This is a genomic window from Acinetobacter tandoii DSM 14970 = CIP 107469, from assembly GCF_000400735.1.
In the GTDB taxonomy this organism is placed as follows: domain Bacteria; phylum Pseudomonadota; class Gammaproteobacteria; order Pseudomonadales; family Moraxellaceae; genus Acinetobacter; species Acinetobacter tandoii.
Window position 1 is genome coordinate 19690 of sequence record NZ_KE007378.1, and the last position, 22070, is coordinate 41759.

The 22070-nt window shown below is 39.6% G+C and carries 18 protein-coding genes and 3 pseudogenes; 9 read left to right on the forward strand and 12 right to left on the reverse strand.

The genetic code is table 11. The features are described from left to right. Positions 1-23: 23 nt before the first annotated feature. Positions 24-854, reverse strand: a complete 831-nt coding sequence (locus tag I593_RS19500; RefSeq protein ID WP_016165554.1) for an oxidoreductase — start codon at positions 852-854, stop codon at positions 24-26. A gap of 304 nt (positions 855-1158) precedes the next feature. Between I593_RS19500 and I593_RS19505 the strand changes: the two genes are divergently transcribed. After that, positions 1159-2484, forward strand: coding sequence for an ISNCY family transposase (locus tag I593_RS19505; protein ID WP_081401269.1), 1326 nt, complete (start codon positions 1159-1161; stop codon positions 2482-2484). 146 nt (positions 2485-2630) lie between these two features. Next, positions 2631-3965 carry an ISNCY family transposase gene (locus I593_RS19510; RefSeq protein ID WP_035310121.1) on the forward strand — a complete coding sequence of 445 codons (1335 nt, stop codon included), beginning with the start codon at positions 2631-2633 and terminating at the stop codon, positions 3963-3965. A 222-nt stretch (positions 3966-4187) separates the two neighbouring features. Here the strand turns inward: I593_RS19510 and I593_RS19515 are convergent. Next, a pseudogene (locus tag I593_RS19515) lies at positions 4188-4601 on the reverse strand (recombinase family protein); the annotation flags it as partial. Between the two features lie 58 nt (positions 4602-4659). On the opposite strand from I593_RS19515, the gene I593_RS19520 reads away from it, so the two are divergent. From I593_RS19520 to I593_RS20550, 3 genes and pseudogenes are all read left to right on the forward strand, one after another. After that, positions 4660-5364: an IS6-like element IS1008 family transposase gene (locus I593_RS19520; RefSeq protein ID WP_001067783.1), complete on the forward strand. Its 705-nt coding sequence runs from the start codon at positions 4660-4662 to the stop codon at positions 5362-5364. A gap of 56 nt (positions 5365-5420) precedes the next feature. Beyond that, positions 5421-6212 (forward strand): annotated as a pseudogene (locus I593_RS19525) (HAD-IC family P-type ATPase); the annotation flags it as partial. Between the two features lie 157 nt (positions 6213-6369). Further along, entirely contained in the window at positions 6370-6462 is a 93-nt protein-coding gene (locus tag I593_RS20550; protein WP_151809984.1) for a YHYH domain-containing protein, read from the forward strand. 155 nt (positions 6463-6617) lie between these two features. Here I593_RS20550 and I593_RS19530 read toward each other — a convergent pair whose 3' ends face one another. The 7 genes from I593_RS19530 to cadR all read right to left on the reverse strand — a co-directional run bounded on the left by I593_RS19530 (position 6618) and on the right by cadR (position 15135). Beyond that, positions 6618-7322, reverse strand: coding sequence for an IS6-like element IS1006 family transposase (locus I593_RS19530; protein WP_001067784.1), 705 nt, complete (start codon positions 7320-7322; stop codon positions 6618-6620). 81 nt (positions 7323-7403) lie between these two features. Further along, positions 7404-8303 (reverse strand): cation diffusion facilitator family transporter, encoded by a 900-nt coding sequence (locus I593_RS19535; RefSeq protein WP_016165559.1) that lies wholly within the window; start codon positions 8301-8303, stop codon positions 7404-7406. Between the two features lie 85 nt (positions 8304-8388). Further along, positions 8389-11547, reverse strand: a complete 3159-nt coding sequence (locus I593_RS19540) for an efflux RND transporter permease subunit (protein WP_016165560.1) — start codon at positions 11545-11547, stop codon at positions 8389-8391. Then, entirely contained in the window at positions 11537-12772 is a 1236-nt protein-coding gene (locus tag I593_RS19545) for an efflux RND transporter periplasmic adaptor subunit (protein ID WP_016165561.1), read from the reverse strand. The genes I593_RS19540 and I593_RS19545 overlap by 11 nt, the downstream gene beginning before the upstream one ends. Position 12773: 1 nt before the next feature. Then, positions 12774-14141 carry a TolC family protein gene (locus tag I593_RS19550; RefSeq protein WP_004781067.1) on the reverse strand — a complete coding sequence of 456 codons (1368 nt, stop codon included), beginning with the start codon at positions 14139-14141 and terminating at the stop codon, positions 12774-12776. 49 nt (positions 14142-14190) lie between these two features. Beyond that, positions 14191-14601: a hypothetical protein gene (locus I593_RS19555; protein WP_004733191.1), complete on the reverse strand. Its 411-nt coding sequence runs from the start codon at positions 14599-14601 to the stop codon at positions 14191-14193. 141 nt (positions 14602-14742) lie between these two features. After that, a complete protein-coding gene (gene cadR, locus I593_RS19560) occupies positions 14743-15135 on the reverse strand; it encodes a Cd(II)/Pb(II)-responsive transcriptional regulator (RefSeq protein WP_004281856.1) in 393 nt (130 codons plus the stop codon). A gap of 89 nt (positions 15136-15224) precedes the next feature. Here cadR and I593_RS19565 point away from each other — a divergent pair, with 89 nt between their 5' ends. From I593_RS19565 to feoB, 3 genes are read left to right on the forward strand one after another with little or no spacing between them, the layout of a single operon-like run. Next, positions 15225-16505 carry a cation efflux transmembrane domain-containing protein gene (locus I593_RS19565; protein WP_010700353.1) on the forward strand — a complete coding sequence of 427 codons (1281 nt, stop codon included), beginning with the start codon at positions 15225-15227 and terminating at the stop codon, positions 16503-16505. Between the two features lie 11 nt (positions 16506-16516). Then, positions 16517-16777, forward strand: coding sequence for a FeoA family protein (locus tag I593_RS19570; RefSeq protein WP_004665962.1), 261 nt, complete (start codon positions 16517-16519; stop codon positions 16775-16777). After that, a complete protein-coding gene (gene feoB, locus I593_RS19575) occupies positions 16767-18596 on the forward strand; it encodes a ferrous iron transporter B (protein WP_004281858.1) in 1830 nt (609 codons plus the stop codon). The genes I593_RS19570 and feoB overlap by 11 nt, the downstream gene beginning before the upstream one ends. A gap of 122 nt (positions 18597-18718) precedes the next feature. On the opposite strand, the gene I593_RS19580 is transcribed toward feoB, so the two are convergent. The 3 genes from I593_RS19580 to I593_RS19590 form a co-directional block, all read right to left on the reverse strand. Next, positions 18719-19675, reverse strand: coding sequence for an arsenic resistance protein (locus I593_RS19580; RefSeq protein WP_004665958.1), 957 nt, complete (start codon positions 19673-19675; stop codon positions 18719-18721). A 10-nt stretch (positions 19676-19685) separates the two neighbouring features. Continuing rightward, positions 19686-20252, reverse strand: coding sequence for a recombinase family protein (locus I593_RS19585; protein WP_004758168.1), 567 nt, complete (start codon positions 20250-20252; stop codon positions 19686-19688). Positions 20253-20797: 545 nt separating this feature from the next. Further along, a complete protein-coding gene (locus tag I593_RS19590) occupies positions 20798-21775 on the reverse strand; it encodes a TerC family protein (RefSeq protein ID WP_004761028.1) in 978 nt (325 codons plus the stop codon). 143 nt (positions 21776-21918) lie between these two features. Here I593_RS19590 and I593_RS20290 point away from each other — a divergent pair. Next, positions 21919-22070 (forward strand): annotated as a pseudogene (locus tag I593_RS20290) (IS4-like element ISAba33 family transposase); the annotation flags it as partial.

Genomic DNA, 22070 nt, shown 5'->3' on the forward strand with positions numbered 1-22070 from the left:
ACTTTATTTTGATTTTTAGGAAATTACTTAACGACAGACATGACCATTTTGTCGAAGATGCGATCACCAAACCACTTTCTAACAAAAATCATGAGTTTAGCGTATTTTCCACCAACATAACGTGTTTTGGGAGTGTTGGCATGTACCGCTTGCATTAGCATATCTACCACCACTTGCACATTGGATAAATCGCCTTTCTGGACGGATTCCTGTGTAGCATTAGCGACAGCATTTGCCATGTTACTGTAAGGTCCTGTCCCTGATCGTTGTACTAATGGCTTGACCATGACATCGGCAAATTCGGTTGCAATCGCACCTGGTTCAATCACCACGACATCAATGTTAAAAGGTTTAAGTTCTAAACGAAGGCAATCTGACCAACCTTCTACCGCATGTTTACTGGCATGGTACCAACTGCCCATTGGGGTATAAATTTTCCCGCCCATTGAGAAAATATTAATAATGCGACCTTTATTTTTTTGGCGCATCGAAGGCAGCACTTTTTGAGTCAAATATGCCATGCCGAATAAGTTCACTTCAAATTGATAACGAGCATCTTCAATCGAAGTATCTTCCATTGCACCATATAGACCAAAACCAGCACAGTTAATCAGAATATCCACGCCTTTACTGTGTTTTTCAATGTGCTGAATGACTTCATCTACTTCGTGTTGCTGAGTAATATCCATCTTTAAAGTACGTGCACCAAGTGCTTTTAAATCCTCCATTGCATCAATACGACGCGCTACGGAATAAACAGTCAAACCTTGCTTCAGAAGCGCTTTTGTAAAAGCTTTCCCCATACCAGAGGAAGCGCCTGTAACGAGTACAACTTGATCTTGAACTTTCTTCATTTTGATTACCTTTATTGACTATGCTCAACATTCATTAAAGGCATTTTAGAAATTATACGCTTTCAACAGTAAATCGGATCGTGCCAAATGATATGCAAATCACGATAAATAGCTAAATAGTTACTATGTGATAAGAACTTTTTTATAGTTTTAGTTTTCCTAAAATTAACATAATGCACGTTATGCGAAGTAACAATTGTAAGCCCAAAATAGAAATGTCCGGTTTCTCCAAAGTAAAAATGTCCGCTTTTAGAATATGTGTATTTGCAATTTTCTTAGCGGACTGTTTGATATGTTGGTGTCTATGTCGGATAAAGAACTTAAACGATTGTCGGTCTTGCAAGAAATTTGTGATCAACGCATTAGCCAGTCTCAGGCTGCTCAGCTACTTCATATTTCAGAGCGTCAAATCAGACGCTTATTGCAAAAATACAAAGCTCAAGGTCCAGCTGCGTTAGCCCATGCGGCACGTGGCCAAACCAGCAACTCTAAGATTCCTGAAGAACTCAGACTGAAGTGCCTCAATATTGTCTCTGATCAATTTCATGGTTTCGGACCCACCTTAGCCCATGAAAAGCTGACCAGCATTCATGGCTTTGATATTTCCGTGGAAACATTGCGTTCCTGGATGATTGCAGCCAATTTGTGGATTCCTCGCTCTAAACGCCTGAAACGACCCTATCGGCCTCGATATAACCGAGATTGTTATGGTGAACTGATCCAAATTGATGGCTCACACCATGACTGGTTCGAAGGACGTGCTCCTAAATGCTGTCTACTGGTGTTTATCGATGATGCCACAGGAAGCTTACAGCACCTACGTTTCTGTGAATCAGAATCAACCTTTGACTATATGCTTTCAACTAGAGCCTATATTGAACAACACGGTAAACCATTGGCATTTTACAGTGACAAACATTCAGTCTTTAGAGTGAATCAAAGCAGTAAGAAAGACACCAAGATTACGCAATTTGGGCGCGTACTCAACACGCTCAATATCGACATCATCTTCGCCAACTCACCACAGGCCAAAGGCCGTGTAGAACGCGCCAATAGAACACTACAGGATCGTTTGATCAAAGAGATGCGACTGGAAGGGATCTGTTCAATTGAGCAAGCCAATGCATGGCTACCCCGCTTTATTGAGCAGTTCAATCTAAAATTTGCGAAGACAGCCTTTAATCCCAAGGATCTACACCGAAGTGTCACTGAAACCCCTGAGAAATTAGATGATATTTTTACTTGGCGTGAGCCACGTAGAGTCACCAACAGCCTGACCATTACGTATGATAAATGCGTATATATTCTGGAAACCACTGAAGAAAATCAAAGGTTGGTTGGCAAATATGTTGAGTTTCTAGAATATCCAGACGGAACTGTAGCGATTGAATATCAAGGGAGAAAAGTCACTTACAGCATCTTTGATAAATTAAGTCAGCTGAACCAACGAGAGATTGTTGAGAATAAACGTTTGGGTTCTGTGCTAGCCCATATCCAGCAACAACATGAAGAATTAGAACAGCATAACCAACGAAATCGTTCTCAAAAGATGCCAAGCAGACGAGCACAGAAAGCTGCAATTCAACAGAGAAATCTGAATCCTGTGCTTGACTTGGAAATGTCTGTATAGGACATTTCTATTTAGTTATTAGGTAGGACATTTCTACTTGGGAATAACAAACAATGTTAGAACCCATTTAAAGTGTCTATATTCTCACCAATAAAAATGTCTGGTCTATGATGCACATCAACATCATGGACTGGATAAAACTTGAGATGCTGATCACTATGTCTGACAAGGAAATACAACGTCTTGCAGTCCTGCAAGATGTTCGAGATCAACGTATTACACAAGTCCGTGCTGCTGAAATTCTGAATCTTTCAACCCGTCAAATTACCCGGTTATTGCAGAAGCTAAAGAAAGACGGTGTTTCAGGCCTGACACATGCCAGTCGTGGTCAACCTGGCCATCGTCGCCATGATGAAGCCGTAAAGTCTGAATGCCTTTCCATTATTTCTGAACATCTGCTGGGCTTTGGTCCAACCTTGGCTCATGAGAAGCTCAGCAGCATATTCGGTCTGAATATTCCTGTAGAAACGGTTCGACGCTGGATGACAGCCAATGAACTCTGGATTCCGCGATCCAAGCGTCTGAAACGGCCATATCAGCCTCGATATAAGCGGGATTGCTTCGGTGAGCTGATCCAGATTGATGGTTCATATCATGACTGGTTTGAAGGTCGAGCTGCCAGATGCTGCTTGCTGGTCTATATTGATGATGCCACTGGAAAGCTGCTGCATCTGCGCTTTTGTGAGGCTGAAACCACCTTTGACTATATGCTTTCCACCCGAGCCTACATTGAACAATACGGCAAGCCGCTGGCCTTTTATAGTGACAAACATTCGGTATTCAGAGTGAACCAGAAATCCAGTCAGGACAGTCAGATCACACAATTTGGCAGGATTCTGAATGAGTTAAACATTGATATTATCTTTGCCAACTCACCACAGGCCAAAGGGCGTGTGGAACGAGCGAATAGAACACTACAAGACCGTTTGATTAAGGAAATGCGCCTGGAAGGCATCAGTTCGATTGCGGAAGCAAACGCATGGTTACCCAGCTTTATTGAGCAGTTTAACCAGAAGTTCGCCAAGTGTGCGAGAAACTCAAAGAATTTGCATCGTCCCTTAATAGAGTCTGATGCTGAGCTGGATGATGTGTTTACCTGGCAGGAGCCGCGTAAGGTCACGAGGAGCCTGACCATTACTTATGACAAATGTATTTATCTGCTTGAGCCAACAGCGCTGAATCATAAGCTCGTTGGGCAATACATTACTTTCATGGAATATCCAGATGGTACTGTGGCGATAACGCATGAAGGACAGAAGATCAACTACAGTATTTTTAACAAGTTGTCTGGATTACAGCAGAATGAAGTGGTTGAGAATAAAAGATTAGGCTCAGTTCTGGCCCATATTCAGCAACAACATGAAGAGTTGGAAAAACAGAATAAACGTTCCCGTCTCAAGAAAAGTATGCCGAGCCGTAAAGCTCAGAAAGCTGTGATTGAACAAAGAAATTTAAATCCTGTGCTTGACTGTTGTAATTAAAAACAGGACATTTTAAATGGTTTATCGCATAGACATTTTAATTGGTGAATAACAAACAACTTGATATTTATCATTAAATTTCAGTATATTAGATCAAGCCGTTGTGGGGCATAGGGTACCAGAGCGGCTTTTTATTGATTATTTATGTTCCACGCTTAAAATTCGAACAATGTTTCATGATTTTTATAAGTTAAACTAAATTTAGTTGCCAATCCCAATAAGCTATTCACTAACTTGTAAATATCGGTATACCGCCTGACGACTAATCCCAAAAGCTTTTCCTAATGCCATTTTTGATGGATACTTCCCTTCCCTCCATGCTTGTCGTAAAGCTTCAGCTTGGTCAGGCTTTAGTTTATGCACCCGACCTTTGTACTTCCCCTGAGCAGAGGCGAGTTTTATTCCTTCCTTTTGCCGCTCTAAAATGATCTCACGTTCGAACTGTGCAAAAGCACCCATCAATTGCAGCATCAAATTATCCATCGGGGTGGATTCGGCCGTAAAAGTAATATTTTCTTTTACAAACTGGATGGCAATCCCTCGTTTGACCAGTTTATCTACTTCAGTGACCAAATCTTTCAGGCTTCGCGCAAAACGATCCATGGAATGTACAATCACCCTGTCCCCTTCCGGCACTGTTGCAAATAGGCTGACATGATAAGCTAAATATCTTATTTATTTCGAGATACAGCAGATGAATCCCTTCCACGGTCGGCACTTTCAAGGTGAAATCATTCTTTGGGCTGTTCGTTGGTATTGTAAATATGGCATCAGCTATCGTGAACTTCAAGAAATGCTCGCTGAACGAGGCATAAATGTGGATCACAGTACAATTTATCGTTGGGTTCAGCGTTATGCTCCAGAAATGGAAAAACGGTTACGCTGGTATTGGCGTAATCCTACAGATTTACATTCATGGCATATGGATGAGACTTATATCAAAGTGAAGGGGCGATGGACTTACCTGTATCGTGCAGTTGATCAACGGGGTCATACGATTGACTTTTACCTTTCCGCTAGACGGAACAGTAAATCAGCCTATAGTTTTCTAGGAAAGATCTTCAATACGGTGAAAAAATGGCAAATTCCACGGGTCATCAATACAGATAAAGCAGCGACCTATGGCCATGCTTTATCACGATTAAAGCGAGAAGGAAAATGTCCAGTAGATATTGAGCACAGGCAGATTAAGTATAAAAATAATGTCATTGAATGTGATCATGGTAAGTTAAAGCGGATCATCAGGGCCACATTAGGATTCAAATCTATGAAGACGGCTTATGCCACAATTAAAGGTATTGAAGTCATGCGTGCACTACGTAAAGGACAAGCATCGTCATTTTATTATGGTCAGCCTCAAGGTGAAGTGTGTCTAATCAACAGGGTTTTCGGTCTCTAAGCACTTTTAAAAAGGAACTTCATCGACTCAAATCTCTATTTGCAACAGTGCCGGAATTAATCCTGTCTCCTGTTGCTGATTTCAAGTCAGTCACGGGCTATGGAATAGAAGCAACGGTGTCTGAACATTTGGTTCATATTGGTGCAGATCGATATATGGAAAAACTAGGTTTGAATCCTAATGTTTTTTCTCAATTTTCGGATCGTTTGGGAGAAGAAGGAAAAACCCCTCTCTATGTTGCGATTGACCAGAAACTTGCTGCCATTATTGCTGTAGCAGATCCAATTAAAGAATCAACATTTGCTGCAATTGAAGCGTTACATCAGTTAGGTTTAAAGGTTGCCATGATTACAGGTGATAACCGTCATACAGCTCAAGCGATTGCAAAAAAACTAGGTATTGATGAGGTTATTGCAGAAGTCTTACCTGAAGGTAAAATAGAGGCCGTTAAAAAATTAAAAAATCAATATGGTAAACTCGCATATGTTGGAGATGGCATTAATGATGCCCCTGCACTTGCAGAAGCAGATATTGGTTTAGCAATAGGTACAGGTACAGACGTAGCTATTGAAGCTGCTGATGTGGTTTTGATGTCTGGCAACCTGAAAGGAGTGCCAAATGCTATCGCTTTAAGCAAAGCGACTATAACCAATATTCGTGAAAATTTATTTTGGGCATTTGTTTACAATGCAGCTCTGATTCCTATTGCAGCAGGTGTACTTTATCCGCAATTTGGACTGCTACTTTCTCCTGTATTTGCTGCTGGTGCAATGGCTCTCTCGTCAATATTTGTACTAGGAAATGCTTTACGATTAAAACGTTTTAAAGCCCCCCTTGCAATTATTTAACCATTTTTTATATACATTTAAAGTTTTGTTGGCTTTACTTTATATATTTGGAAATAGTCTAAGCCATGTTGGCTTTTATTAAATATCATACAGTTGATATTCTAATTATTTGAGAGGGATTAAGATGAAAAGAATTTTATTAATATGCTTTATAGGCATGTCATTTACCTATGCGAATGCTCATTCTGGGGGAACGAACTCACAGGGTTGTCATACTAACAGTAAAACTGGTGATTACCACTGTCATTAATAGGTGCGCACACAGTTTTTTTATTTAAAAGACTGTGCTTTAAAGTTATAAGTAGCGTTTAACTAAAGCTAAAAATTCATTCAGTTCTTTTTCCTTTATTTCCGGCACTGTTGCAAATAGAGATTTGAGTCGATGATGTTCCCTTTAAAAAGTACTTAGAGACCGAAAACCCTGTTGATTAGACACACTTCACCCTGAGGCTGACCATAATAAAATGACGATGCTTGTCCTTTACGTAGTGCACGCATGACTTCAATACCTTTAATTGTGGCATAAGCCGTCTTCATAGATTTGAATCCTAATGTGGCCCTGATGATCCGCTTTAACTTACCATGATCACATTCAATGACATTATTTTTATACTTAATCTGCCTGTGCTCAAGGTCTGGTGGACATTTACCTTCCCGTTTTAACCGTGATAAAGCACGTCCATATGTGGGTGCTTTATCCGTGTTGATCACTTGTGGAATTTGCCACTTCTTCACATTATTTAAAATTTTTCCAAGAAAACAATATGCTGATTTGGTATTACGTCTAGAAGAAAGATAAAAATCAATGGTATCGCCACGTTGATCGACTGCACGATACAGATAAGACCATCGTCCATTCACTTTTACATAGGTTTCATCAATATGCCACGAGCTCAGATCTGTAGGATTACGCCAATACCAGCGTAAACGTTTTTCTATTTCAGGAGCATAACGTTGAACCCAACGGTAAATAGTCGTGTGATCAACATTCACACCCCGTTCGGCCAGCATTTCCTGCAGTTCACGATAGCTAATGCCATATTTACAATACCAGCGCACAGCCCAAAGAATGATTTCGCCCTGAAAATGCCGACCATGGAAAGGATTCATATGCTGCACCTTTAGCTAAAACAGTCTTCAGCTTACCATTCGTGGTTATTTGCAATAGTGCCATGTAGAAAGAGCAGCACTTTAATGTTTATGCTGTTCCAATGTATTACATTCCGTACTTTCTATTTGTAACGTAATTTCAGTAATACTATGATTATGTTTTAGAACGTCTAAGGCCTTTTGATAGAGCTGATCTGGATCGCTATTAGGAGCAACTAAATGAGCAGTTAAATGAATGTTTTTTGAAGATATAGCCCAGACTTTCAACTGATGAATCCCTTCAACACCCTCTAGCATCAATAAATCATTTCTTAACGACTCAATATCAATCTCATCAGGAACCCCTTCAAGCAAAATATGGATACTTTGTTTTAATAAAACCCAAGTTCGAGGTAAGACCCAGAAGCCAATTAACACAGCGATTAAGGTATCTACCCACATCCACTGGGTAAAATAAATGACCACTCCTCCGATAATCACGCCTATCGATCCCAGTGCATCACTAAGAACTTCTAAATATGCGCCTTTCACATTTAGACTTCCTTCAGCACTCGCAGAAAGGATTTTCATTGAAATCAAATTTATGACCAAACCAATGACTGCGACAATCATCATTCCAATACTTTGAATTTCAGCAGGATTCGTAAAACGTTGGTAAGCTTCATAGACGATATATATCGCCACTACAAAAAGCATCACTGCATTAAACAGAGCCGCTAAAATTTCGAATCGCTGATAGCCAAAAGTTCTTTTATCATCTGCGGCTTTTTTACCAATTTTGATAGCAGCAAGAGCAATAGCTAATGCGGCTACATCAGTAAACATGTGAGCGGCATCAGACAGTAATGCTAAACTTTGGGTAATAAAAGCAGCGACAACTTCTACTATTAAAAAAGTAGTCGTTAAACCCAAAGCAAACATTAATTTCTTACTATTTCCTTCAGTAACAACCGCATGGCTATGATCATGATGTTCTGACATAAAATTTTCCTTATTCAATCCATGATTAGCAGAGATACTTGAGACAGGCTCAATATCTCTGCTAAAAATTGCTTAATCTAATGGATTAAGAAGCTTTCTTTTCATTCATCCAGCGGTACAGTACGGGCAATAAAACCAATGTAAGCAGGGTAGAGGAGATAATTCCTCCAATAACCACTGTTGCTAAAGGTCTCTGTACTTCTGCCCCAGTTCCGGTTGCCAAAGCCATCGGGACAAACCCAAGGGACGCCACACAAGCTGTCATCAGCACAGGTCTAAGACGCAAAATTGCACCCTGCCACGTTGCATAATAAAGGTCATATTGTTGTCGCAACTCTTTGATAAAGGTAAGCATGACTAAGCCATTCAGTACAGCCACCCCCGATAGTGCAATGAAGCCAACCCCTGCTGACATGGATAATGGAATGTCACGCAACCACAACGCGATTAAGCCTCCACATAAGGCAAACGGTACACCACTAAAGACCAGTAAGCTTTCTTTGATATTATGGAATACAGCCATCAATAAAATAAAGATCGTCAACAATGCGAGCGGAACCACCAATTGCATACGCGCTTTTGCAGACATCAGATTTTGAAATTGACCGCCATAATCTATCCAATAACCGCTTGGTAATTCCTGTTTGGATAACGTGCTCTGAAGCTCTGTTACGAATGAGCCTAAATCACGTCCTTCTACATTTGCAGTAATAACCACTCGACGTTTACCATTTTCACGGCTGACCTGATTAATACCCAGGATATTTTCAACGCGTGCCACATCTTGCAGTTGGACTAAACCACCATTCGGCAATTGAATAGGAAGTACCGCTAACTGTTCAGGACTACGCTGGGATTCATCTAGACGGATGACAAAATCAAAACGCTTGTCTCCCTGTAAAATTGTTCCAACATTCTGGCCACCGACACTTGTAGCTACCAGATCCTGAATTGCTCTTACCGACAAGCCATATTGTGCAGCTCTGGACTTATCCACCTCTACATTCAACAAGGGTAAGCCACTGGTCTGTTCTACATTAACGGCTGTCGCGCCTGAAATTGAGTTAATTTTTTGAGAAATTTTATTCGCTTCGCGATTTAGAATCTCCATGTCATCACCAAATAATTTGACACCCACATCACTTCGCACCCCTGAAATTAACTCGTTAAAGCGCAGTTCAATGGGTTGCGAGAACTCACTGTTATTTCCCGGCAATGTCGCTAAGAAAGTAATCATTCTTTGGCGAAGCTCATCAATCGTTTGTTTTGGATCAGGCCATTCATCATGAGGTTTTAACAGTACCACGCCATCTGAAATGTTGGGTGGCATAACATCTGTGGCCACTTCTGCTGTACCGGTACGGGCAAAGATCGCTTTAATTTCAGGAAATTCTTTCAACAGTAACTTTTCAGTATTTTCCTGCATTCTCAGTGACTGTTCTAACCCTGTACTTGGGGAACGCATTTGCTGAACAGCAAAATCACCTTCACCCAGTTGAGGTGCAAACTCGCTACCTGTTTGAGTGGCTAGCACGCCCGTAAGCACTAAAATACAGGCAGCCACAATAGTCACAAATAAACGAAGCTCATAGGCTTTATCTAAAAGCAGTTCATATTTGGTTTTAAGCCAATGCATCCAGCGACTTTCGGTTTCCTTGACTTCTCCAGTGACAAATAGGGCAACTGCGGCTGGCACAAAAGTGACAGATAAAATCATGGCCCCAATTAAAGCCAGTACAACAGTCATTGCCATAGGATGGAAAAGTTTGGCTTCTACACCCGTCAGGGTAAAGATAGGTAGATAAACCACCAAAATAATTAACTGTCCAAAGATGAGAGGACGACGCGCCTGTTTTGCAGCCAAGAAGACTTCTTTAAATCTTTCAGAACGGCTAAGTAAACCACCTTTCAGCTTCTGAGCTTCTGCTAGCCGACGGATACAGTTTTCTACAATAACCACTGCACCATCAATAATAATACCGAAGTCCAGTGCCCCTAAACTCATCAGATTTGCACTAATCTTTTGCTCTGCCATTCCCGTCAAGGTAAACAGCATTGACAGTGGAATAACGCAAGCCGTGATCAGCGCAGCACGGAAATTACCTAGAAAGAGAAATAAAATAACAATGACGAGGATTGCACCCTCAATCAAATTTTTCTGAACGGTTTTGATCGCCCGATCAACCAAATGCGTACGGTCATACACAGTCTCAATCACCACACCTTTAGGTAGCGATTGCTGGATCGATTGCACCTTTTCATCAATGGCTTGAGCAACGGTACGGCTATTTTCTCCCATCATCATCATGGCAATACCCAATACAGTTTCTTCACCATTATAGGTTGCAGCCCCTGTTCTTAAGTCATGACCAATTGAGACATTGGCGACATCTGCCACCCGAATCGGATAGCCGTTTTTATTGGCAATACTGATGTTCTGGATATCTTCAATCGTGTTTAAAGTGCCGGGAACACGAACCGTTAGCTGTTGTCCATTTTTCTCAATATAGCCAGCACCACGGTTTTCATTATTCTCTGTTAAGGCAGTTTGTAAATCAGACAAAGGAATTTGCAATTGTTGCAATCGGTTCAGATCAGGGGCAACCACATAGGTTTTATTAAAGCCACCGATACTGTTGATCTCAGCAACGCCTTTTACGCGCTGTAATTGCGGTCTTACAATCCAATCCTGAATTTCACGTAAATCCATCGCCGAATAAGGGGTTCCATCCGGCTTTTTAGCATTTGGTTCGGCTTTAATCACCCATTGATAGATTTCACCTAAACCTGTCGAAATAGGCGACATGTTAGGTTGCACATCTTCAGGCATTTCTCCCATTGCTTCTTGCAAGCGCTGGTTGATAAGCTGTCTGGCCCAGTAAATATCCGTGCCATCTTCAAAAATGATGGTCACTTGCGATAAGCCGTAGCGTGAAATCGAACGGGTTTGTTCCATTTTCGGCATGCCTGACATGGCATTCTCAATGGGATAGGTAATCCGCTGTTCCATTTCCAAAGCCGTAAAGCCATTGGCTGAAGTGTTAATCTGCACCTGAGTATTGGTAATATCCGGTACAGCATCAATCGGTAACTTTTGATAACTATAAATACCAATAGCAATCCAGGCTGCAATAAACAGCATAATCCAAATGGCGTTATGGATAGAAAACTGGATCAGCCGATCAAACAGCCCTTCAGGTTTTACCGATTCGTGGTCTGGAATGTGAGGGCTTTTAGTGCTCATGTGAAGCCTCTCCTTTTTCCATCTCAGATTTCAGTAAGAAACTGCCTTGAGCTGCATATTTTTGTCCCTGATTAAGCCCATTTACCACTTCAATCCACTGGCTATCCCCAGACGATTGCCCTAATTTCACCGGTTGCGGACTGAATTCAACTTTCTGTCCATGCTGAGTGGCGACAAAAACCACATCTTTTCCATCGACATTCTGAACTGCGGACTTAAGTACCCGTAATGCGGTACTTTCACTGCGTTGTTGCAACTGTACGTTTACCATCAAGTTTGGACGTAATTCGGTTGCATTCGATTCAACTTTTGCTCGCACCTGAAGACGGCCTGTTTGAATATCCGCTTCAGTATTTAAAGTCTGAATAACAGCCTGATAGACCTTTTCCGTTTGCAAGGATTTAAATTCGATCTTTTGATTCGGGGCTAAGCCCATAATTTCAGAATTTGGAACAATAAACTCAAGCCAGAGTTGATCTAACCGGTCTATCGTAAAGAGTTGATCGGCTAACTGAACATTTTCCCCGAGAACCAAATCCTTTTTACTGATCACGCCAGAAATGGGAGCTTTCAAAATATAGCGTCCGTTACTGGCATTCACTGCACCAAATGCACTTAAACGTGATTGGGCCGCTTGAACCTGAATTTGTGCCCGTTTATAGCTGTTATAAGCACGTTGATAGTCCTGTTTTGCTGAAATGCCCTGTGACCAAAGCTGACGCTCACGATCATAGTCTTGTTTCGCCAGTTCAAGGTTGGTTTGTTCAATTTTAAGATTGGCCTGCTGATCAACTAGATCAGGAACAAGCAACGCAGCCAAAGGCTGTCCTTTCTGAACTTTTTGACCGAGTTCTACATAGACATTTTCTACATGACCACTAAAACTCGGTGAGACGTGCGCTTGCTGGTCAGTATTCACATTCAGTTTGGCAGGATAAGAACTTAATTTAACCACCGGGCCTTGATCGACCGCTGATAATTGTATGCCCTGTTCCACCAGTTGCTTGGCAGTCAGGCTCACACCTTCTGCATGCTCTTCGGTTTCACCACCATGTTCTTCTCCCCCTTCTTCCTCGGCATGTTCATCTGATGTTTCAGATTTATTCTTACCCGTTAAGATCAAGAAAATACTGAGGAGTACGGTAGCGCCGATGACCAAACTAATCAGTAGGGGTTGGGAGATTTTTCCGCTCTGTTTTTTTAAGCTGTTTTTAAGATCGAACATGTTAATTTCCCCCACCAATGACAGGCATGGCCTGTATGTCTTGCCATAAATTTTGATTGATTTGTGCAATAGCATCTTTCGACATGACTTCACTTGGGCTAATGCCTAAGCTTAAACTTTCTGCTTCGATGGCCTTTTGCCAGCCCTCCCGTAACAACTGGACTTTACGTAGACGGATGTCTTGTAATTGAAGCGTGGCTTGCTGAACATCGGTTAAAGCAAACTTTCCTGCCAGAAAACCTTGTAAAGTTTTACTTTGAACTTGAGTCGCCAAAGGAATTTGAGTCTCGTCAACGACTTTGAATTGAAGCTCTAAACCCTGCAACTCGGTTAAGATCGTGCCTATTTGCAGCGCATTTTGCTTTAGATAAAAGTCTTTCTGACGCTCTAATAAGTTCATTTTTTCTTGCGCGATTTTTATGCCATTTTGCTGACGATCGAAAATATTGAGCGGTACACTGACTCCAACCACCAGTTGATTTTGTGTTGAGTTATCCAAGGATTGGGTGCGGTTAACGCCCAGGTTTAAAGTAGGATTAGGACGTGACTTTGCTTTCAGCTGATCAACCGTTGCTTGAGACTCTAACACCTGTAAAATCCGATATTTCTCAATGTAGTTATCCGCTAAATATTCTTGAACCTGCCCATGAGTCGATTTTGGCCAAAGCTTTTGCGAAGAGAGGTTTACCTTCAATGACTTATCAGAGGTTCCCCATAAATTTGATAATTGTTGGGTTGCCACTTGTACCTGTAAGTCGGCCTGTCTAAAAAGACGGATATTTTCAGCATGACTTAAACGTGCGCGATTCACATCTACTTGCGCGATACTGCCTGCATTAAAGCGCTTTTCGATTGCTTGAAGGTTTTCTTCGCTCACCCGAAGTTGTTCATTGACAATGTTTTTTTCAAGTTCGGCAATGGCCAGTTGCGACCATACATATTTCACTGCAAGCTCAATTTGTGCTTGATAAATCTTCTGTTTCAGCGCTGTTTTATCTATTGAGAGACTGGCTAATTTTTGGTTTGCTCTTCGCTCACCAAAAATATCCAAAGGTTGTGATATACCGATGGCAAGCTCTTTTTCATTATTTGAACCAAAGCCCGTTTGTTCAACTGACAATTCAGGATTTTTAAACAGCTTACTTTGCTGAAGATTCGTGGCATTAATACTATTTTGCGTTTCCCAGAAATTTTGGGACGCTTGATATTGGTTAACCTGCTCAATAGCTTGCTGCAGCGTTAAATCTTGAGTACTGGCGACTACGGAAGTACTGAAGCTGATCATTGCAGATAGCAAGATACCGCTACCTAAGGCTGACCAGGATAAATTCAGGATGGAGGTATCCTGATGTAATTTGTTTTTTGACATGAAAATGCCCCACGCATAATGAAATTAGGAGTGGTGGGCTTTTATAAGACTACCCCACCAATAGTAGGGGCAAATCGGGAGGCGGGGTTAATTGATCCAGATAAGGGGGTTTATAAAAAGTTATTCCCAAATAAGTTGGGGTAATGCCGGTCTCAAAATTAGCTTTAAGCTTCAGATCATCGGGTGGGTCAATCTGAATCACGATTGTATTTGAGAAATGACTGCACTTTTCGTTAAAACAAACCTTCTGACAATAGTCATAGATTTCTTTATAGTTTTCTAGGGAATAAAGTGCTTGACGAGGACTATCACTCTTTTCGTCTAAATCGATTGGATTAGAGAGTATTGAATTGGGTATGTTTGGCATTTCATGCAGACAAGCAGCCTCTGCCACACTCCAAATATTCTGGAATGTGAATAAGAGTACCAATATCTGGATTAGAAATGTTTTTCTCTTCATACACAAATCTGTATTTAAAACACCAATCGGAAGCTAACCAAAGCTATCTAAGATCTGATCACGAAATTTAAGTCACCTTAATCTTTTTGCAGCCTTAAGTAAAGATATACAGAGTTTTTGAAAAAGCATAGGTCTAGATAATCAAGCTAGATTTTTTAGAACTCCACATTGGTCAATTGTACATAAACCATCACAAGTACCTCTTAAATCAGATAATTGTTCAATAAGCTTTTGTTGCTTGATTATATTTTCTCTGATAGCACTGACATGTAAGTCAATTAATTCATTCACATCTGAACAATTTTTCTTGGGATTATCTTTATAGGTGAGTAATTGACGAATTTCATTCAAACTCATATTTAAAGTTCGGCAATTCAAAATAAACTTAATTCGCTCAACATAGCCTATATCGTAAAGGCGGTAATTTCCTTCCGTTCTTTCGGGTTCCGGAATTAAACCTTCCTTTTCATAAAACCTAATTGTTAATACTGAACATGAGGTTTTTTTAGAGAGTTCACCAATTTTTAAATGCATTGAGTTGGTATTTCCAAAAAATCTTGACTCTATAGTAACTATAGGGATTCTAATATTCAAAGTTTATAAATTTTTTAATGGGTATAACTATGAGTGGCTGTGGATGTAGTAAAGAAACACCATGCGAAGATAAGAAATCTCAACAAGAAAATCATCCATCAATTGCAGAAGCAAGCAATTCAAAGAATTGTGATAATACGCCTAGCTGTTGTGGTGAAGAGGAAGAAGAAAAATCTTCATCTCCTTGCTGTAACACTTCAAACAGTTGTGAAGATACCGCTCAATCCTGTTGTGGTTCTGATCCCAAAGAAAATTTAAGCACTGAAAACGTTTTAAAAGATTCGCACTACATGAGTGAATACTTAGTTCCCAAAATGGATTGTTCTGCGGAAGAACAGATGGTTCGTATGGCGCTATCTTCAATTGATGGTGTTCAAAAACTCATCTTTGATTTACCTAACCGGTCTTTAAAGGTTCTACATAATCAAAAAGATGAAAATATAACTACCAAACTTGAAGCTTTGGGTTTTGGTGCAAAGCTTGTGAAGACTGAAACTTATATAAGCAATCAACAGGCTAAGCAAACAAGTACCTATACCATTCCTAAAATGGATTGCTCTGCTGAAGAGCAAATGGTCCGTATGGCTCTTGCAGATATTGAAGCAGTTAAAGGTCTTACTTTTGATCTTCCCAATCGAAAACTGAAAGTCTTCCATAATGAAGGGATTCAGCAAATTACGGCTAAACTCGAAGGACTGGGTTTTGGGGCGAAACTTGATGAAACACAGCTTTCTTCAGGCGATATACCTAATGAACCTGATCCTGTGAGACAAGCTAAAGTACTTAAACTGTTATTAGGCATTAATGCTCTACTTTTCTTTATAGAATTCATCAGCGGAATTATTGCTGCGTCTACAGGATTGATTGCTGATTCTCTAGATATGTTTGCAGATGCAGCCGTTTATGGTATTGCGCTATATGCCGTCGGAAAAGCTGCGAAATATCAAGTGAAAGCAGCCCATTTCGCAGGTTGGATTCAGTTATTACTTGCTGTCATCGTGATTATTGATGTCATTAGACGATTCATGTTTGGAAGCGAGCCAGAATCAACGCTCATGATTGTTATTGGCCTGCTCGCACTTATAGCTAACGTGACATGCTTATATCTTATTTCTGGTCATCGAGAAGATGGCGCACATATGAAAGCCAGTTGGATTTTCTCGGCGAATGACGTTGTCGTAAATATGGGCGTTATATTTGCCGGTGTACTCGTGGCGTGGACGGGATCAGCTTACCCAGACTTAATCATTGGCATCCTGGTTTCTTTATTCGTGCTTAATGGTGCTCGAAAGATTTTGGCTTTGAAGTAAGAGTATCGAAAATGAATCTATTTCAAGTTAAACAAAATCAGATCGTCAAAATTAGAGATCTCAAAAAAGGTAATCAATACAGTCATACCACTGATCCCGTATTGGAACGGCTCCAACTATTAGGTTTTAGAGAGGGTGAAACTCTACAAGTACTCGCTAAAGGTGTTTTTGGCGGAGATCCTGTTTTAGTTCAAATTGAAACTTCAAGATTCGCATTAAGAAAGAATGAAGCTGAAAGAATTTTTGTAGAGTTAGTATCCAATGAAGATTAAGAACATTGCATTAGTCGGTAATCCAAATTGCGGAAAAACCTCTTTATTTAATACGCTTACTGGTACGCGACAAAAAGTTGCCAACTATGCTGGGGTTACCGTAGAAAGAAAAGAAGGTTCTTTTAAATTACCTTCTGGTGATGCAATACGAGTATTGGACTTACCCGGAACTTACAGTTTAAAACCTAGTAGTTTAGATGAAGAAGTCACCAGGGCAGTTTGTTTGGGCGAGCTAAAAGGTGAAATTCTACCCGATATTTTTATATGCGTTGTAGATGCCACAAATTTAAGCTTACATTTGAGCTTGGTTCTCGAAGTTCGTGCTCTAAATCGCCCTATGATTCTTGTATTAAATATGATGGATGAGGTCAAAAAGCGTGGTATTTCCATTGATAAGGATAAACTGTCTCAACTGTTAGGTATCCCTGTAGTTGAAGCTGTCGCAGTTAAAACAAAAGGAATTCAAGATTTAATTAATCAATTAGATCAAAAAAATCTTTTTATTACTCCTTATCATTCTGAATTAAGTCATTTTGAACAGGTCAAACAAATCACCAAACAAGTTATTTTAAATAATGACAGTGGTGATAAAAGAACCGCATTTCTAGATAAAATTTTTCTACATCCTGTATTGGGTTTAGTAATCTTAACTTTAACCATGTTTGTGATGTTCCAGGCGGTATTTATATGGGCAACGCCTTTTATTGAATTCATTGAAAATTTTGTCGCATGGCTCAGTGATTTTATTGGACCACTAATCCAACATCCTCTATTAAAAAGCTTGGTTGTGGATGGGGTAATTGCTGGTGCAGGTAGCGTGCTTGCATATATGCCTCAGATTTTGATTTTATTCTTCTTCATTTTAATGCTTGAAGAGTCAGGCTATTTACCCCGAGCAGCATTTCTTTTAGATAAATTAATGTCTAAAGCCGGGCTTAGCGGCCGTTCATTTATTCCTCTGCTATCCAGTTTTGCTTGTGCGATTCCCGGAATTATGGCAACCAGAAGTATCAGCTCTGAACGGGACCGATTAGCAACAATTATGATTGCACCCTTGATGACCTGTTCAGCAAGATTGCCAGTATATGCTTTATTGATCGCGGCATTTATTCCGAACCAATTAATCTACGGCTGGTTAAGTCTGCAAGGATTAGTCCTTTTTGGTCTTTATATGTCGGGAATAGTCTCAGCGTTATTAGTTTCAGTGTTTCTGAAATTGGTTCGAAAAGATAAAACTGAAAGTATTTTTATTTTTGAACTTCCCACATACCGAATTCCAGATATTAGAAATATTGCATTAGGCTTATATGATAGGGCAACTATTTTCTTAAAACGAGTTGGTGGCATTATCGTCGCACTGTCTATCTTGTTATGGGTGCTAGTCACGTTCCCTCAACCACCAGATAATGCAAGCATGCCGGCCATTAACTATAGTTTAGCTGGTCAGTTAGGACATTTAATTCATCCTATATTTGCGCCTATTGGGTTTACATGGGAAATATGTATTGCACTCATTCCTGCTATGGCAGCAAGGGAAGTTGTAATTGCTGCTCTTGGGGTGATTTATGCGATGTCAGGTGATGAAGATACAGTAACTCAAAGTCTGTTAAGTCAAATTTCAGGCCCGGATGGATGGGGGTTAGCCACAGGTTTATCATTATTGGTATGGTTTATTTTTGCTCCCCATTGTCTTGCTACGTTAGCAACAATTAGACGAGAAACTGGCAGCTGGAAACAGCCCATCATTATGGCAACTTATTTGTTTGCATTAGCCTACATCTTTTCATTCATCACATATCAAGTTGCGAGTAAGTTTTAATTAGCAAATGAATAAAAGAGGGGGGGAGCTAGCTCCCCCCCCCTTTATTAAATTACTCGATGTAAGCGTGGGCTTCTGAATACTTTTATCTAACTATAACAACTACTTAAATGTTTAAATCTCTAGGTTTTGAATAGTCGAGGTATCAGACGAATATAGATTGGTAAAAAGCATAGTTCAACGATAGTCTGAGTCAAGATTACAGCAGGAATTATGGGCATACTTCCCGGAATTGCAAAAGCTAATGGAAGAATAACAAATGAATTTCTATATGATGCTGAAAAGGACACAGCACTAGCAGAGCCAGATTCTAATCGAAAAATACGAGCAATTATCCAACCCACGAATGGAGCAATAATGGCAAAAGAAATATAAATTGGTAAAGCTTGAAGAGCTGCACTTTTTGCAAGCCCAATTTGAGGCATAACTGATGCTAGGACGATAAACAAAACTAGGGCTGTGGCAGGTACAGGAAATAAGTTTAGGCTTTCAGCCACTTTTTCTGCTTGTTCATTTCTATTCCCAATGAACTGAACTATAGCTGCCATTGCTAAGGGTGCAACAATGAACCATACAAACGCATGGACAAAAGGACCAATTTCAACAAGCTGAGCTACCTCTTCTCCGAGGAGTACACCAAGATAAATTGGTAATAAGATCATTTGGATAAGCAATAATACAGGTGTCATCGCAAGTAATAATCTTGCATTACCTTTCCCAACATGGGTGAAAGTAATCACATAATCAATACACGGTGCTAGTAGAACAAAAAGTACAGCTAAACGAATAAGTGGGTTTTCAGGTAAAAATTGTATTAGACCTGCCGTAATTAAAGGTAAGGCAATAAAGTTAGTAATAAGTAATGCAGAAATAAAACGTAAATTTTTTAATGCCTTGCCAATTTCTGCAATAGGTACTTGTAAAAAAGTAGCAAATAACATTAATGCCAGTGCAGGGTTAATCAAACTTTCTAAAATCGTCGCTCCACTGATGGTTAATCCAAAAATAACTCCGATAAAGATGGTACAGAAGTAGATTTTGACTTGATTATCTTCAAGAAAATTTCGAATATTTTCCATTTTAATTGAGTTACTCACTTGCTTTTAAATAGCGGTATACCGCCTGGCGACTAATTCCAAATGCCTGGCCTAATGCCATTTTTGAAGGGTACTTTCCTTCCTTCCATTCTTGTCTTAAAGCTTCAGCCTGTTCAGGTTTCAATTTATGTACACGCCCTTTGTACTTTCCTTGAGCAGAGGCCAGTTTTATTCCTTCTTTTTGACGCTCTAAAATGATCTCACGTTCGAACTGTGCAAAAGCGCCCATCAATTGCAGCATCAAATTATCCATCGGGGTAGATTGAGCAGTGAAAGTAATATTTTCTTTTACGAACTGGATGGCAATTCCTCGTTTGACCAGTTTATCTACTTCAGTGACTAAATCTTTTAAGCTTCGAGCAAAACGATCCATGGAATGTACAATCACCCTGTCCCCTTCCCGGACATAGTTCAACATTTCCTGAAATTTCGGTCGGTCGGTATTTTTACCCGAAGCTCGGTCAACAAAAATCCGGTCGATTTCAATTCCCTCAAGTTGACGTCCTGTATTTTGCTCGACTGAACTCACCCGGACATAACCTACTTTTTGACCTTTCACTCTTTCACTCCCCAATTGGATAAAAATGAACAATTTCGTAAATTATAAATCTTTAATATCAAAGTTACATGTTATATATGATTAAAAATCATTTAAATGATACATAAAATCCGGGACATTCTGAGTGTTGCTTTAGGGTATACTCTATAGTTACATAAATTTAGATATTAAAAATTTCTCTCCGATAAACCCAGTACGGTTCACCTAAACAGATTGCTACCCCTGAACAAGTTGAACCAGGATCCGAAAAAAGAGGCTTTTAGAGCCGTTTCTTTAAACTTCATGGCTGATCTTACTGTTTACCAAGGCTTATTAAAATCGTGGAACATTGATCATTTAGAGGTCGTGGAACGTGAAAAAATCATAAAAAAAAGCCCACCTTGGGGAGGTTGGGCAAAAAAGAAACTACAGCATTGATTTCTATAGATAATTATAACGAATTTCGTATAAGGTGTATTATGTTAATTTTAGGAAAACTTATAATCAGAATAATTAACAGCCACTGTGTTATTGGTAGCTATTAATTATTTAAAGGATTGTAATTTTTACCTATGAGTACTTTGATCTTTTGTTTTCCAAAGAGAGTATAGAATTCCTGTAAACAAGATGATGAACGTGATCGAAAGGGAGACTGGCGGTGGAATTTTTGCTATACCTAATCCATCAGCTATAAAAATTTTTGATCCAATAAAGACTAACAATACTGCTAATGCGTACTTCAAATAATGGAAGCGGTCGACCATTGCTGATAGGGCAAAATATAAAGCACGTAATCCCAAAATTGCGAAAATATTTGAAGTATAAACAATAAATGGATCTGTCGTAATCGCAAAAATCGCAGGAACACTATCTATTGCAAAGATCAGATCTACAAATTCAATCATGATCAAGGCTAGAAAAAGTGGTGTCATAAACCAGGTTAATTGGTTAGTTTTTGGATCAATCTTTTTCACCCAGAACTTCTCTGCATGAAGCTGCTCAGTGACACGAAATCTTTTTTTAATAAAGTTCAAAATAGGAGAATTTCCGACTTCATATTCTTTATCAACACTTAGCCACATTTTTATCCCTGTAAAAATAAGAAAGGCTGCAAATATATAAAGAACCCATGAAAATTGGCTGACCAGTGTTGCGCCCACGCCAATCATGATAGCTCTTAGAAAAATTACACCTATAATTCCCCAAAATAAGACTCTATGCTGATAAATTCTTGGTATCGAGAAATATGAAAAAATCATTGCAATGACAAAGATATTATCCATCGCTAATGATTTTTCAATTACAAAACCGGTTACATAGTTAATCCCTGCCGTGGGTCCGAGATACCACCACACCCATGCGCCGAAAAGTAAACCTAATGTAATATAAAATGCTGATAGTGCTAAGCTTTCTTTAACACCAATCTCTCTTACCTTACGATGAAATACTCCAAGATCTAGAATAAGCAGGACAAGTACAATAAGGATAAAGAAAATCCACATCCAAACAGGTTTATCTAAAAAATTCGAAAATAGAACGTCCATAGTTTTCCTCTGCTTATACTTGTGCTTACATGAGAAGATATGCTCATTATCAATAATACTTGTCAATATTTACTTTGTACACGACAAAAAAAGATAACTCATTGAAATAATGGCATAATACTTGTTTTCTGACGACGAATATGATGACACATTTCAATGAGTTACATCTCATCTTAAACAAATATCTGAAGTGGAACAAGTCACATGTAAAATGTTTTACACTGATTATGCTTGCATTAATTGTAAAACAGACATGTAATCTTTCTTCTGTATCTAAAGCCTTACCCATCAAGTG

What these genes read in the sequence shown, in the direction of transcription:
- I593_RS19500 (WP_016165554.1), bottom strand. Translation starts at nt 854, where the DNA reads ATGAAGAAAGTTCAAGATCAAGTTGTACTCGTTACAGGCGCTTCCTCT.
- I593_RS19505 (WP_081401269.1), top strand. Translation starts at nt 1,159, where the DNA reads ATGTCGGATAAAGAACTTAAACGATTGTCGGTCTTGCAAGAAATTTGT.
- I593_RS19510 (WP_035310121.1), top strand. Translation starts at nt 2,631, where the DNA reads ATGCTGATCACTATGTCTGACAAGGAAATACAACGTCTTGCAGTCCTG.
- I593_RS19520 (WP_001067783.1), top strand. Translation starts at nt 4,660, where the DNA reads ATGAATCCCTTCCACGGTCGGCACTTTCAAGGTGAAATCATTCTTTGG.
- I593_RS20550 (WP_151809984.1), top strand. Translation starts at nt 6,370, where the DNA reads ATGTCATTTACCTATGCGAATGCTCATTCTGGGGGAACGAACTCACAG.
- I593_RS19530 (WP_001067784.1), bottom strand. Translation starts at nt 7,322, where the DNA reads ATGAATCCTTTCCATGGTCGGCATTTTCAGGGCGAAATCATTCTTTGG.
- I593_RS19535 (WP_016165559.1), bottom strand. Translation starts at nt 8,303, where the DNA reads ATGTCAGAACATCATGATCATAGCCATGCGGTTGTTACTGAAGGAAAT.
- I593_RS19540 (WP_016165560.1), bottom strand. Translation starts at nt 11,547, where the DNA reads ATGAGCACTAAAAGCCCTCACATTCCAGACCACGAATCGGTAAAACCT.
- I593_RS19545 (WP_016165561.1), bottom strand. Translation starts at nt 12,772, where the DNA reads ATGTTCGATCTTAAAAACAGCTTAAAAAAACAGAGCGGAAAAATCTCC.
- I593_RS19550 (WP_004781067.1), bottom strand. Translation starts at nt 14,141, where the DNA reads ATGTCAAAAAACAAATTACATCAGGATACCTCCATCCTGAATTTATCC.
- I593_RS19555 (WP_004733191.1), bottom strand. Translation starts at nt 14,601, where the DNA reads ATGAAGAGAAAAACATTTCTAATCCAGATATTGGTACTCTTATTCACA.
- cadR (WP_004281856.1), bottom strand. Translation starts at nt 15,135, where the DNA reads ATGCATTTAAAAATTGGTGAACTCTCTAAAAAAACCTCATGTTCAGTA.
- I593_RS19565 (WP_010700353.1), top strand. Translation starts at nt 15,225, where the DNA reads ATGAGTGGCTGTGGATGTAGTAAAGAAACACCATGCGAAGATAAGAAA.
- I593_RS19570 (WP_004665962.1), top strand. Translation starts at nt 16,517, where the DNA reads ATGAATCTATTTCAAGTTAAACAAAATCAGATCGTCAAAATTAGAGAT.
- feoB (WP_004281858.1), top strand. Translation starts at nt 16,767, where the DNA reads ATGAAGATTAAGAACATTGCATTAGTCGGTAATCCAAATTGCGGAAAA.
- I593_RS19580 (WP_004665958.1), bottom strand. Translation starts at nt 19,675, where the DNA reads ATGGAAAATATTCGAAATTTTCTTGAAGATAATCAAGTCAAAATCTAC.
- I593_RS19590 (WP_004761028.1), bottom strand. Translation starts at nt 21,775, where the DNA reads ATGGACGTTCTATTTTCGAATTTTTTAGATAAACCTGTTTGGATGTGG.